The sequence below is a fragment of the Methylobacillus methanolivorans genome (assembly GCF_054588515.1).
Window position 1 is genome coordinate 21,487 of record NZ_BAAILT010000002.1, and the last position, 13,410, is coordinate 34,896.

Consider the following 13,410-nt stretch of genomic DNA (forward strand, 5'->3'; position numbering starts at 1 on the left):
CTTACAGCAACAAACGACGTACATCGGACAACACCATGCGCAGGTGGCTGGTGAAGCGCGCACCGTCGGCACCGTCGATCACACGATGATCGTAGGACAAGGACAAAGGCAGGACCAGGCGAGGTTCAAACTCCTTGGTCTTGCTGTTGAATACTGGCTGGATGCTGGAACGTGAAACGCCCAGGATCGCTACTTCAGGACAATTTATGATGGGGGTGAAGGCTGTGCCGCCGATACCACCCAGACTGGAAATGGTGAAGCAACCACCCTGCATTTCCTCGACCTTCAGTTTGCGCTCACGTGCCTTGGCAGACAACTCACCCAGTTCAGCCGCGATTTCGAGCACGTCCTTGCGATTGACATCACGGATCACCGGGACAACCAGGCCGTCAGGGGTGTCGCAGGCAAAGCCAACGTTGTAATACTGCTTGAGAATCAGGCTTTCACCATCGGCAGACAAAGAGGCATTGAAGTTAGGGTAAGCACGCAATGCATTCACCGAGGCCTTGATCAGGAAGGCGATCATGGTCAGCTTGACGCCACGCTTTTCGGCTTCGGACTGCATGGATTTGCGGAAATCTTCCAGGTCAGTAATGTCGGCCTCATCGAACTGCGTCACGTGCGGTGCAGTGACCCAGTTGCGATGCAGGTTGGCACCAGAGAGCTTCTTGATGCGGGATAGTGACTTGGTTTCGGTTTCGCCATACTGACTGAAATCAATTACAGGTGCCGGGATGACAGCCAAGCCACCAGCTCCAGTGGCAACGCCACCACCGCGCGGTTTGCTGAGCTCACCCTTGACATAGGCCTGTACGTCAGCCTGGGTAATGCGATTCTTGGGGCCGCTGGCGCTGACCAAATCGAGATTGACGCCTAGTTCGCGTGCGAATTTGCGGATGGATGGGCTGGCATGAGCCAGCTTGCCGGAAGCTGTTTCCACACTCGCCGCGATCGGGTTGGGCGTGGTTTGTGGCTGGATGGTTTTTGGAGGCTCAGGTGCCGGACGGGTTGCCTCGGGTACGGGCGCCGGGGTTGCTGGCGCTGCGGCGGCAGGAGCAGGCTTGGCTGTTTCCGGTGCGGCAACTGGTGTGCTCGCGCTTTCTTCTGCGGCTTCTAGCGTGAGAATAAGCCCGCCTTGAGCTACCTTGTCGCCCACCTTGATTTTGACTTCTTTCACTGTCCCGGCAAATGGCGCGGGAATATCCATGGAGGCCTTGTCGGATTCCAGGGTGATCAGCGAGTCGTCCTTGGCAATGCTGTCACCGGCTTTCACCAGGACTTCGATGACATCCACACTGTCAAAGTTGCCGATGTCGGGAACGAGTACGTCTTTAATTGCCATGCTTGATGTTCCTTAAAATGTATCTTTTTAAGATATGCATTTACGCAAAACGCCCACATGCGGTCAGCCGGGGCGTAGATTGCTTGCGCGAGGCTGCCAGATGGGTATCTGGCAGCTTTCTGTCATCTGGTTAAACCGTTGTCGGGTTGGGCCTGTTGACGTTAATGTTGTATTTCTTGATGGCTTCTGCTGCCTTAGCTGCAGGCAACTTGCCTTCATCAACCAATGCTTTCAGTGCTGCAATGACCACGTGGTAGCGGTCAACCTCGAAGAAGCTACGCAGTGCTTCACGAGAGTCGGAGCGGCCATAACCATCGGTACCCAATGCAACATATCGCTGCGGGATGAAGTTGCGGATCTGGTCAGCGTAGGACTTCATGTAGTCGGTGGAAGCAATGACCGGGCCTTCTGCCTTTTTCAGGCTCTTGGCGACAAAGCTTTCCTTCTGGGTTTTCTCCGGGTTGAGCAGATTCCAGCGTTCTACATCCAGACCTTCGCGGCGCAGTTCGGTGAAGCTGGTCACGCTCCAGATATCGGCAGAAACGCCCCAATCCTTTTCCAGCAACTCGCCTGCAGCAATGACTTCACGCAGAATCACGCCGCTACCCAGCAGTTGCACCTTAGGACCCTTGGCCTTGGATTTGCTGAAGGAGTAGATACCCTTGAGTATGCCTTCCTCAGCGCCAGCAGGCAGCGCAGGGTGGGTGTAGTTTTCGTTCATCAGGGTGATGTAGTAGTACACATCTTCCTGGTTCTGCACCATGCGGCGCAGGCCTTCCTGGATGATTACGGCCAGCTCGTAGGCAAAGGTTGGATCATAGGAAATACAATTCGGGATAGTGGCAGACATCAGGTGGCTATGACCATCTTCGTGCTGCAAGCCTTCACCGTTCAACGTGGTACGGCCTGCGGTAGCACCCAACAGGAAGCCACGGGAGCGTGAGTCACCTGCGGCCCATGCCAAGTCGCCGATACGCTGGAAGCCGAACATGGAGTAGAAGATGTAGAACGGAATCATCTGTACGCCACTGACGCTGTAGGAAGTCGCTGCGGCAATCCATGAGGAGAACGAACCGGCTTCGTTGATACCTTCTTCCAGAATCTGGCCGTCCTTGGATTCCTTGTAGAACATCACCTGGTCGGCATCCTGAGGCTCATACAGCTGGCCGACGGAAGAGTAGATGCCCAGTTGACGGAACATGCCTTCCATACCAAATGTACGTGCTTCATCTGGCACGATAGGCACGACGTATTTGCCGATTTGCTTGTCACGCACCAGTGTCGACAGGATACGAACGAATGCCATGGTGGTGGAAATTTCACGCTCACCGGTTGCCCCCAGCATGTTCTCGAAGGCGGAAAGCTCAGGGACTGTCAGTTCATTACCCTTGCGGCGACGTGATGGCACAAAGCCACCCATCGCTTCGCGGCGAGCCTTCAGATATTGCATTTCCGGGCTGTCATCAGCAGGACGGTAGAACGACAGGTTCTCCACTTGCTCATCTGTCAGAGGCAAGTCGAAGCGGTCACGGAATTTCTTCAGTGTTTCGACGCCCATGCTCTTCTGCTGGTGGGTAGTGTTCTGGCCTTCGCCCTCCTGACCCATGCCATAACCCTTGACGGTCTTGGCGAGGATGACGCTAGGCTGACCCTTGTGGTTCACGGCAGAGTGGTAAGCCGCGTACACCTTGTGTGGATCATGGCCGCCACGGTTCAAGCGCCAGATGTCTTCATCAGACATCGCGGCCACCATTTCCTTCAGTTCAGGATATTTGCCGAAGAAGTGCTCACGTGTGTAAGCGCCGCCCTTGGCTTTGAAGTTCTGGTATTCGCCGTCCACGCATTCTTCCATGCGCTTCTTGAGCAGGCCATCCTTGTCCATGGCCAGCAATGGGTCCCAATAAGAGCCCCACAGCACTTTCAGCACATTCCAGCCAGAGCCACGGAACGCAGCCTCGAACTCCTGAATTACCTTACCGTTACCGCGTACAGGGCCATCAAGGCGTTGCAGGTTACAGTTGATGACGAAAATCAGGTTGTCCAGCTTTTCACGTGCGGCCAGGGAAATCGCGCCCAAGGACTCAGGCTCGTCCATTTCACCATCGCCACAGAATACCCATACCTTGCGGTCTGAGGTATCGGCAATGCCACGGTCATGCAGGTACTTGAGGAAGCGTGCCTGGTAGATGCCCTGCAATGGGCCCAGGCCCATGGATACCGTTGGGAATTGCCAGAAATCTGGCATCAGCCAGGGGTGAGGGTAGGAAGATAAGCCATTGCCTTCCGCTTCAATACGGAAGTTGGACATTTGTTCTTCTGTCAGGCGGCCTTCCAGGAAGGCGCGTGCGTACACGCCAGGGGACGAGTGGCCTTGGAAGTAGATCAGGTCGCCACCGAAGTTTTCGTTGGCAGCACGGAAAAAGTGGTTGAAGCCGGTGTCATATAGAGTGGCTGCAGACTGGAAGCTGGCAATGTGACCACCTACGCCGGGAGATTTCTCGTTGGCGCGCAGTACGGTCATGATGGCATTCCAGCGGATCAGCGCACGGATCTTGCGTTCCATGGCAGTATCGCCAGGATGCTTGGCCTGCAGGTGTGCAGGAATGGTGTTTACGTAAGCGGTTGTTGCGTTGTACGGTAAATACGCACCTGAGCGGCGCGCTTTGTCGATCAGCGTTTCCAGCAAGAAGTGGGCGCGCTCGGTTCCCTCGTTCTCAAGTACCGATGAGATGGCTTCCAGCCATTCCTGGGTCTCTTGAGGGTCGATATCAGGGGTCAATGCCATGTAAGGTTCTCCGGGAAACTTTTAAGATACGCTTGGGTATAATCAGCCTGATGCAGCATCAAGCTTAAAATATTGGTTATGGCTTGAGGCCGTTGTGAAGACGCTATATTGGCTTTTTTGACTGTTTAGGTCAAGTTTTGTCGCTTGTTCCAGTGCATGAAAGTACGGGCCTAAGCCGCTAAAAACAAGAGAAAACTTATGATTCTGCAACCGTATCAACCCCTCTTCCTGACAGCGACGAAATCGCGTCCCGCTAAGACCAATATACTGTTTGTTCTATGCAGTGCAGCGATCACTTGGCTATTGCGTGCACCAGCGCTGCAAGCTGCTTCGTGCCGTGCTGACGGCCAATATACCGACCTGGCGAAAATGTTGCGCTCAAAGGGGGTGCCAACGATAGGTCATATCTATAGCTTGTTGTGCTTAGGCGTTGAGCTAGGAGGGAATGGGGATGGCGGATATCCAGCTTGAACCGGATGAAATCACCCTGACTGCCGTGCGTGCGCAAGGGGCGGGCGGCCAGAACGTGAACAAGGTGTCGAGTGCAATTCACCTGCGTTATGACGTCAAGGCGTCCTCGTTGCCTGAGACGGTGAAGGCTCGGTTGTTGCGCTTGCGTGATCACAGAATTACCAAGGATGGTGTGATCATCATTAAGGCGCAATTACACCGCAGCCAGGAGTTGAACCGGGCAGATGCGCTGGTCAGGCTGCACGAGCTAGTGAATAGTGTGGCGACCATGCCTGCGCCGCGCATCGCTACCAAACCCACTAGGGGTTCCAAACTACGCCGCCTGGAAGGCAAGCGTATCAACGCCGAGCGCAAAGCCTTGCGACGGCAAGTCATCCAGTAGGGATTTATTGCGAGGTTGGTTTGCGTGGCTTGCGCAATCGAGTGATCTTGCGTGTCATCCAGCGCCATAGCCAGCCATCAGCAATTTCGCGACCATTGATGATCCAGGTCAATGTCTTGTGATTGCTCAAGGTAATTGGCTGGATACTCTTGGCCATAGCACTGCCGCAGAACAGCAAGCGGTCACCAACATGCAATTTCTCTGTGACTTCCGGTAGCAGTGTGTATTCTCCGCTGCGTACCAGCATGAGGGGAACCAGATCCAGCTTTTGTGTGCGGTTGCCAGGGTCGCGCGTTAAGGCATCGAGTGTGACTGGCAGGCCCCAGGCAATCAGGTTGGCAACCGCCGGGCTGTGTTCTGCATCTACGGTGACGCCCCAGGCATCGGGGACGTTTTCGCCTACTACGCCTACCAGGCGGCTGATCAGTTGGTTAGCCCAGCTATTATCTTGCGTCCGCACTAGTTTCAGGAAGTGCGTCATCATGGGCGTGATCATGCGCGCCAGGCATTCGTGTGCAATGATGTCACTGGGATCCATGGATATATCGGCGTTGAAATGCTCGAACAATGGTTCATTAAAACGACGGTTTTTGCGCACAACGACGAACAGGTTAGGGTTCATCTTTTGCGCAGTCATGACGATCGACAGGTTGTTGATGTCATTGTTGGTGCCGGCGATGATGCCTACGGCATCTTCAATTCCTGCTTCCGTCAATGTTGCTGCCTCGGTACCGCTGCCTACAATGCAGTTTTCGCAATTCGTTAGCTCAGGGTCGGCTTCAATAACCACAGTCGTGATCTGCTCACGCTCCAGGTTTTCCACCACGGCTTTGCCAAAGCGGCCATAGCCGCAAATGATCCATTTGCCGATTGGAGGTACCTTGGGCAGGGTCAAGGTATCACCGGGGACACCAGTCAGCCATTTGTGTAGCAGGTAGGTACCAATCGCGTGCACTTCCATGCCCAATTGGTCACCAAAGAGCGTGTAGGGATTGAGGATGTGGTCAGTGCCAAACGAGGCCATGTTGGCTGCGACCTCGTCGTCTTCTGCGCGCGCTAGTACCATGAGGTCAGGATTTAGCAGTTTGGCAGCCACGGCTACTGCGAGGTTGACATGGTCATTATCTGTGAGGGCGGCAATGCCCTTGCACATGGGGTGGCGCACACCCGCGCGTAGCAGGGTGTCGGGCATTTTTGCGTCGGCACAGAGAACCGGGATGTCAAACTGGTAGTCTTCCAGTTCCAGGTCGTTGACGCGATCCTGGTTCATTTCGGTGACTACAACACGTATGCCTTTATGATCCAGCGCCTTTACCAGCAAACTGCCAGTTTCCCCATAACCTGAAACAATGAAGAATGGTTCGTGCAGGTGGTCTACCGCGCGTGCGAAGCTGTTGGTGGTGAGTGCTTGCTTAAGGGCAGGGTCCTGGAATAGCGAAATGATCTTACCTATCGCATAAAACCAGGGGATAACAGTGAAGTAGATCGAAAATGTCATCCATAGCCGCTGCGCATCGCTATAGGGGAAAGGCACTTCACCAAAGCCAATTGTGGTAGCGGTGTAGCTGATGACATAAAAAGCCTCGAACAAGCTCATGTGCCAGGGGTTGCCTTGATGGTCAGCCCCTGGCATCAGTGTCAGCCCGACGATTGCAATGGTATAGCTGACAATGACGGTGATCAGCGGCGCACGCATGCGCCGCAGGATCAGGAAGAAAATATTATTCACAAGCGATTCCGCTCAGAATTTATCGACGCAGGGTAATGGTTTCCGCAAGTAGCAGGATGACCGAGGTGATATTGGCCAGCAAGGCACCGCCACTGAGCGACACTACTCGTGCCGCTGTGCCCGACTCTTCGCTGCTTGCGACCACCCAGACAATGGCGGCTGCGATCAGTTGCAGGTCTGCGACCAGGCTGGTGGACAAGTGGATGGCACCAATTTGCGAGCGGTCACCAAACTTGAGTACGGTGGCAATCAGGTTTACCACGATAGCGGTATACAGTTCATAAATATGGTGCTCGATGGGGTTACCGCTACCGCCGACGAAAAAACCAAAATTAAGGGTCATCGCCAAGACGATGAAGAAGCCGAAAATGACTTTTTCCAGATTCATTGTGATCCCTGTGTATGTCGAGTTGAGAGAATGGTGGCGAGTGTAGTGGATTTTCGCTGAGATGGCACCTTTACCAAGGAGTCGATGCTTTTTTGAACGCCTTCCAGAGATTAGGTAAGTCAGCTGTATGACGTTTTTCGCGCTTGCGTGCAGCTTGTTGCCAGATTGGCAATACAGGCACTAGGCCAGGATTGCGTTTGCTCATGCGCTCCAGTGTCTGGCTGGTAACGGCAGTATCGTTCAACGTGCCTAGATTAGCTTGCAAGCCACTGAGCGTACTGAGTAGTTTGGCTGCCTGTTTTCCTGGTTTCTTCCCTTGGTAGAGTGGGATGAAAAGCTCCAGGACGTAGCGCAGGCGCCGTGCCAATATGCGTAACTGGTGCCGTTGCTCGATGGTGAGCTTATCCAGTTGCTTGCCTTGCTTGAGCAGCTTTTTGTACGTGCGTTGCAAGTGTGAACTGGCTGTGCGTGACAAATTGGGGTGGCCAATTGGCAAGCCGCAGGCAAACAAGTAGCCTAGTGTCAGCAGCAAGTGTTGATAACGTGGTTGTCTCAATCCATTACGCAGGGTGCTGTATGCGCGCTTTTGTGCACTGCTGACATGTGCTTGAGCCTTGTGCAATACATCAGTTGATAGCTTGAGGCTGGGTATGGTTTCATGCAGCAATACATCCAGATCGCGTGCCTTGGCCAGCACGGAATTGAGCCAGTTAATTTCGTCATTGATGGCATCATTGTTGATGCCGAAGGCTTTGAGGGATGCTTTGAGGCGCCTTAAAGCAACCCGCATCTGGTGTACGCCCTCGGGGTCGTCACCCTGCATGGCAATCGCTTGATTGCTTTGCAGCTGTCGCAAGCATTCCCAGCCAGCTTTGGCAAAGGCATCGCCGGGGTTGTCTGTGGCGGCCAGACCTGCTGGCTTGGCTTTGGAGGGCTGCTGAGGAAAATGGCGATAGTAGGCATAGCCGCGTTGTGCCTTGCTGACGTTTTCTATTGTCAGTGCAATATCTGATTGCAGTTCCAGCGCCAGCGCAAACAAGTGTTCTACCTTGCCATCTTTTAGCTCCAGCTCAATCTCGATCAAGGGCTCTTGATGCTTGTCGGCAATGAGCAGGCCATCGTCCAGTGATAGTTCGATATGGCTGCCTTGATAATCCAGTTGCCATTCAGTACGGCGCATATCGGTAGTGAAAATGGGCTGTAAGCCTTGGCGCAGCACGGGATCGTCAAAAATAGGCGTGAGGCTAGAATCGGTAATTTTAGTGTAGTCTGGCTCGCCCTTGGAGATGATGTCCTCCCACTCTAGGCGCTGGTGCAATCCTGCCAGAGAATGACCCGCGGCCTTGACCGCCTGGAACCAGCCGCCAGACATGCGCCTGACGCGCAAGCTGACACGTTGGTCAAATAGCTGCAAGTCGGGCGTGTCGTAGTAGGTGCTTACCAATCGGCGCGTGATGGCCTTGCCGGTCAGATACTTGCGAATGGCGGCATGGCGGCGCAGGTGAGGAATATCCTCTTTGGCAATGCGTAGCTTGAGCTCGATCTCGTTAGGCATGGTGTACTCCTATGATTATTTTTGTTTGCTTGCATTGACCAGCCAATGCAAGAGCGGAGCCCATTGCTGCAAATCACGACTAACCTGGGATGGGCGAATGTCGAACAGGCTGGCACCTTGTTCCGCTGCAAGTGCATATACTTGCGCATTACGCAGATTGCCGACCGACGGAAAGCCAGATGCTGCAAGAAACTCTTGTAATGTCTGTGCGGCCCGCGTGCGGTTGTCGACCCGCATCCCGATCATGGCGACAAAGGTTTTGCCTTTGCGCACAGATTTTTCTTCCTGCAGTACTTCCAGGAAATCACGGGTCGCCCCCATGTCAAAAGCAGATGGCTGCATGGGCACAATGACAAAGTGTGCATCCTTGACAGCTTGGCTTAATCTATCGCCGCGCAACCCTGCCGGGGAGTCCACGATGGTCCAGTCTGCACTCAGGCTGTTGGTGTATTGGCTGCGCCCATCTTGTCCATGAATCAATGGCAGCTTGTAGGGTCTGCGCTCCAGCCAGTGCAGTGCAGAACGCTGTCTATCCATGTCAGAAAGCACGACATGCTTGCCACGGCTGGCAAAATAACCTGCCAGGTTGGTGGCTAATGTGGTTTTTCCGCTACCCCCCTTGGGGTTGGCAATCAGGACGGTGCTCACATGGGCTCCTGTTGAAGCGGGCACAGGGGAGATTGGTGCATAGTAAATGCGATATTCATATCCAATTTAGATCAATTCGGGGGTGACCATGGCTCGTAACACGGTTTGCTCTTCTTCGCCCCGTCTGCGATTGGCAATCCACCAGATTGCGCCTTTTTTCACGCTCCAGTATTGCATGCGGCGTGTCATGGCATAGGCAGCGGCCATGCCTAGCGTCGGCTGGTGGCCGATAATCAGTACGTTGTCATGGCCTAGGGGCCAGCCAGCGGCATCAAGTAATACCTGGGGCGATGAACCCGGAGCAAGCTCGTCCAAAGTGGTAAACTCCATGCCAAGAGCACTGGCAGTTTGCTGTGTGCGTGTTGCTGGACTGGCCAGAATACGCATATTGGCAGGCATATGTTGTTTCAGCCAAGACGCCATTTTTGCGGCTTGCTGTTCACCCTTGGGGGTAAGCTTGCGTGCAAGATCGGGAAAGCCTTCCTCGGCTTCAGCGTGACGCCATAAAATAATATCCATAACCCTGTTGCTAAGCTGAGAATGTCCTTCTATCTTAGCGCTCAACCTGCTTCATGACAAAGTGACATCTGTGTGAAATTACAAATCCTACTTTCTGATCCTGTTGATGCTTTGCCTGTGATGGCGGCGGATCAAGCCTTGCTGCACATGATGGCAAGAGGTAAGAAGCAATGGCTGGATATGGGGTGGGAAGCCTACTTGTGTCAGCAGTTCGGTGTGTCAAAGCAGCAGGATTGGCCAATCGCGGCATTGTCGCGCCTGGGGGCTGATTTGCCTGCCGATCATGCTTATTGGATGTTGGCTAGTCCTGTGCATCTGCTGTTACAGCGTGATTCTTTTGCCTTGAGCCAACCCGCACCCTTGGCATTGAGTATTGATGAGCGTGAGGCCTTGCGGAATAGCCTGAACCGGCATTTTGATGGCGAAGGTTTGGAATTCATGCCGGGAGCCCAAGGGCATTGGTACCTAAGGCTGCAATCCATGCCGGCATTAGCCACCACACCCGTCGAGATGGTAGCCGGGCGAGATATTACGTCCTGCATGCCTCAGGGTGATGATGCGCAGCGTTGGCGGCAGTTGGTCAATGAAATGCAGATGTTGTTGTTCAGTCATGAGGTCAACCAGGCGCGGGAAGCGCGTGGCGAGCTAGCCGCCAATAGTGTCTGGCTTCACGGCGGCGGTATCCTGCCAGGCAAAGGGCAGCCTCTAAACTGTGCCGCCGTCTATAGTGAGGATGTCAGTGTCAAAGGGTTGGCTATATTGGCAGGCTTGCGCCATGCTACGGTCACCAATCTGCATGCAGTGTTGCAAGACGCTCAAGCGCTAGCTGTGGTGCAGTCTGCCTATGCGAGCTTGGGGGCTGGCTGGAGTAGTGTGTGTTGGCATGCTCTGCGGGCCAGGCGTCTGCAGCAGCTTGATCTTTATTTTCCCTGGTTTGACCGCATGCTGCATGTGCGGCTCAAGCCTATGGATGTGTATAAATTCTGGCGTAAGCCAATAGCATTAGAAGCGTATCTTGATGGTTCAGATCATACAAAGAAATATTGAGCAGGATGCTTATGAAACCTTGGTCAATGGTGGTGTGCGACCTACCATGGCCAGGTTGCTGGCAGCTCGTGGCGTGCGTGACATCAGCCAGATGGAAGCAAGTTTGGCGCGTTTGATCCCGCCAGAACGATTGACGGGTAACCGTGAAATGGCGGTGCTGTTGGCTGAGGCAATTGCGGCAGGCAAGCGCATCATGGTGGTTGGGGATTACGACGCTGACGGTGCCACTGCCACTGCTGTAGCGGTCAAGGGATTGCGCAGCATGGGCGCAATCGTGGACTTCCTGGTGCCTAACCGTTTTGAATATGGTTATGGTTTGACGCCAGAAATTGTTGCCCTGGCTGCGAGCCAACATCCTGATCTGATCTTGACCGTGGATAATGGCATTGCCAGCGTCGATGGGGTGGAAGCTGCGCGTGAGCTGGGCATCCCGGTACTGGTGACAGATCACCACTTGCCCGGTGATGCCGCGCCGCAAGCAGCCTGCATTGTTAACCCAAATCAACATGGGTGCGAGTTCCCTAGCAAGCACTTGGCTGGTGTGGGCGTGATGTTTTATGTGCTGCTTGCACTGCGCGCTGAGCTACGCCGGAGGGGTGTTTTTGATGTGGGCTCTGAACCTAACTTGACCGAGCTCCTGGATTTAGTGGCATTGGGGACGGTGGCTGATTTGGTTCGGCTGGATGATAACAACCGTATTTTGGTGGAGCAGGGCTTGCGCCGTATCCGTGCTGGCAAGTGTAGTCCTGGCATATTGGCTTTGTTTGAGGTGGCAGGGCGTGAATACGTCAAGGCTAACCCACAGGATTTGGGATTCAGTATTGGCCCGCGCCTTAATGCTGCCGGCCGCCTGGATGACATGACTTTGGGAATTGCCTGCCTGCTGGAGCAGGATATGGCAGTGGCCAAGCAGATGGCGCAACAGTTGCATGAGCTAAACCAGGAACGGCGTAACATTGAGGCCGATATGCAAGATGATGCGATGGCCGTTTTGGATGAAATTGATGCGACTGGACGCTATAGTCTTAGCCTGTTTCAGGAAGGATGGCACCAGGGTGTCATCGGTATTCTCGCTTCTCGTATCAAAGAGCGATTTCATCGGCCTGTGATTGCCTTTGCCTCTGCGGGCGATGGCATTATTAAAGGCTCAGGGCGCTCAATTCCCGGGTTGCACTTGCGTGATGCGCTTGATTTGGTTTCCAAACGAGAGCCGGGCTTGCTGCTGAAGTTTGGCGGGCATGCTATGGCAGCGGGCTTGAGCATACGCGAGCAGGATTTTTCACGCTTTAGTACAGTGTTTGAAGAGGTGGTTGCAGGGTTGTTGACCCCTCAGCAGCTGGAGGCGGTAATAGAGGTGGATGGTTCATTGTCAACGGACGATGCTAGCCTGGAGATGGCTTATGCTTTGGAGCGCCAAGTCTGGGGCCAGGGATTCCCTCCTCCTGTTTTTCTGGACGAGTTTCGCGTGATGAGTCAGCGTATTGTCGGGGAGCGTCACCTTAAGTTGAGCCTTGAAAAATCAGGGCAGGTATTCGATGCTATTTTTTTCAGGCAAGAAGAGTTTTTACCTGAGCAGGTGGAGTTGGTCTATCAGGTGCAAGTCAACGAATTTCGTGGGGCGAAGACACTGCAATTGTGTTTGCAGCATTGGCAGGTACCAGGCTAGATAAGGTTCCTGCGTTGACCAGCCTCATGGCTGCACTATAATAATATCCAATTCAAATATTCACTAAGTATATCCAGTAAGATTCAAACGGATATCAAATACAGTCTCGGGTTTCTTTAAATATGCGTCGCAAGCTGGTTGTCGGCAATTGGAAAATGAATGGCAATCTTGCTCAGAACAACAGGTTGCTGGAAAAACTCGCGCATGGCTTGCAGGATGTCAGCCAAGTCGATATCGCTGTTTGCGTTCCTTATCCCTATTTATTCCAGGCGCAGCAAATATTGGCTAACACCAACATTGCATGGGGTGCACAAAACGTGGCCAAGCACGAGAATGGTGCTTATACAGGTGAGGTGAGTGCTGCCATGCTCAAGGAGTTTGGTGTCAGCTATGTCATCGTTGGGCATTCGGAGCGTAGTGATGCTTATTGTGAGAGCGATGCCAATATTGCCGACAAATTCGCGATCGCCAAACATCACGGCCTGATCCCAATTTTTTGCGTTGGCGAGACTTTGCAAGAAAGAGAGTCGGGGGTCATGGAGTATGCCATTGCCAATCAGCTGGATTCGATCCTCTCGGTTTCTGGCGGGGCGTTGCTTGATCATGCCGTTATTGCCTATGAACCTGTCTGGGCGATTGGCACCAACAGAACGGCTACGCCTGATCAGGCACGTGCGGCGCACTCCTTTATCCGTGAGCGTATTGCTGCACAGCATCCCGGAGCGGCTGAAACGGTAAGAATCATCTATGGGGGTAGCGTAAATCCCAGAAATGCGGCACAATTACTGTCTATGCCGGATATAGACGGCGGATTGATCGGCAGGTGTTCTTTGGATGCCGATGATTTTGAAAGTATTTGTCGCGCTGCTTGCTGATTG

Annotated in this window: 11 protein-coding genes; 4 read left to right on the forward strand and 7 right to left on the reverse strand. The window is 53.6% G+C overall.

Annotation, left to right across the window (positions count from 1 at the left end):
- Position 1 precedes the first annotated feature (1 nt).
- Positions 2 to 1,342: a dihydrolipoyllysine-residue acetyltransferase gene (aceF, locus tag LG202_RS01395; RefSeq protein WP_230346647.1), complete on the reverse strand. Its 1,341-nt coding sequence runs from the start codon at positions 1,340 to 1,342 to the stop codon at positions 2 to 4.
- Between the two features lie 130 nt (positions 1,343 to 1,472).
- Positions 1,473 to 4,127 carry a pyruvate dehydrogenase (acetyl-transferring), homodimeric type gene (aceE, locus tag LG202_RS01400; RefSeq protein WP_230346648.1) on the reverse strand — a complete coding sequence of 885 codons (2,655 nt, stop codon included), beginning with the start codon at positions 4,125 to 4,127 and terminating at the stop codon, positions 1,473 to 1,475.
- 451 nt (positions 4,128 to 4,578) lie between these two features.
- Between aceE and arfB the strand changes: the two genes are divergently transcribed.
- Positions 4,579 to 4,980, forward strand: a complete 402-nt coding sequence (gene arfB, locus LG202_RS01405; RefSeq protein ID WP_230346649.1) for an alternative ribosome rescue aminoacyl-tRNA hydrolase ArfB — start codon at positions 4,579 to 4,581, stop codon at positions 4,978 to 4,980.
- A 4-nt stretch (positions 4,981 to 4,984) separates the two neighbouring features.
- Here arfB and LG202_RS01410 read toward each other — a convergent pair whose 3' ends face one another.
- From LG202_RS01410 to LG202_RS01430, 5 genes are all read right to left on the reverse strand, one after another.
- Positions 4,985 to 6,676 (reverse strand): NAD(P)-binding protein, encoded by a 1,692-nt coding sequence (locus LG202_RS01410; RefSeq protein WP_230348013.1) that lies wholly within the window; start codon positions 6,674 to 6,676, stop codon positions 4,985 to 4,987.
- Positions 6,677 to 6,728: 52 nt separating this feature from the next.
- Positions 6,729 to 7,097 (reverse strand): DUF6394 family protein, encoded by a 369-nt coding sequence (locus LG202_RS01415; protein ID WP_230346650.1) that lies wholly within the window; start codon positions 7,095 to 7,097, stop codon positions 6,729 to 6,731.
- Positions 7,098 to 7,167: 70 nt separating this feature from the next.
- Positions 7,168 to 8,652 carry a CYTH and CHAD domain-containing protein gene (locus LG202_RS01420; protein ID WP_230346651.1) on the reverse strand — a complete coding sequence of 495 codons (1,485 nt, stop codon included), beginning with the start codon at positions 8,650 to 8,652 and terminating at the stop codon, positions 7,168 to 7,170.
- A gap of 15 nt (positions 8,653 to 8,667) precedes the next feature.
- On the reverse strand, positions 8,668 to 9,300 hold the full coding sequence (locus LG202_RS01425; RefSeq protein ID WP_230346652.1) for a nucleotide-binding protein: 633 nt from the start codon (positions 9,298 to 9,300) through the stop codon (positions 8,668 to 8,670).
- 66 nt (positions 9,301 to 9,366) lie between these two features.
- Positions 9,367 to 9,819, reverse strand: coding sequence for a SixA phosphatase family protein (locus LG202_RS01430; RefSeq protein ID WP_230346653.1), 453 nt, complete (start codon positions 9,817 to 9,819; stop codon positions 9,367 to 9,369).
- A 72-nt stretch (positions 9,820 to 9,891) separates the two neighbouring features.
- On the opposite strand from LG202_RS01430, the gene LG202_RS01435 reads away from it, so the two are divergent.
- The 3 genes from LG202_RS01435 to tpiA all read left to right on the forward strand — a co-directional run bounded on the left by LG202_RS01435 (position 9,892) and on the right by tpiA (position 13,407).
- Positions 9,892 to 10,866 carry a hypothetical protein gene (locus LG202_RS01435; protein ID WP_230346654.1) on the forward strand — a complete coding sequence of 325 codons (975 nt, stop codon included), beginning with the start codon at positions 9,892 to 9,894 and terminating at the stop codon, positions 10,864 to 10,866.
- Entirely contained in the window at positions 10,838 to 12,532 is a 1,695-nt protein-coding gene (gene recJ / locus LG202_RS01440; RefSeq protein WP_230348014.1) for a single-stranded-DNA-specific exonuclease RecJ, read from the forward strand. The genes LG202_RS01435 and recJ overlap by 29 nt, the downstream gene beginning before the upstream one ends.
- A 122-nt stretch (positions 12,533 to 12,654) precedes the next feature.
- Positions 12,655 to 13,407, forward strand: a complete 753-nt coding sequence (gene tpiA, locus LG202_RS01445; RefSeq protein WP_230346655.1) for a triose-phosphate isomerase — start codon at positions 12,655 to 12,657, stop codon at positions 13,405 to 13,407.
- Positions 13,408 to 13,410 lie beyond the last annotated feature (3 nt).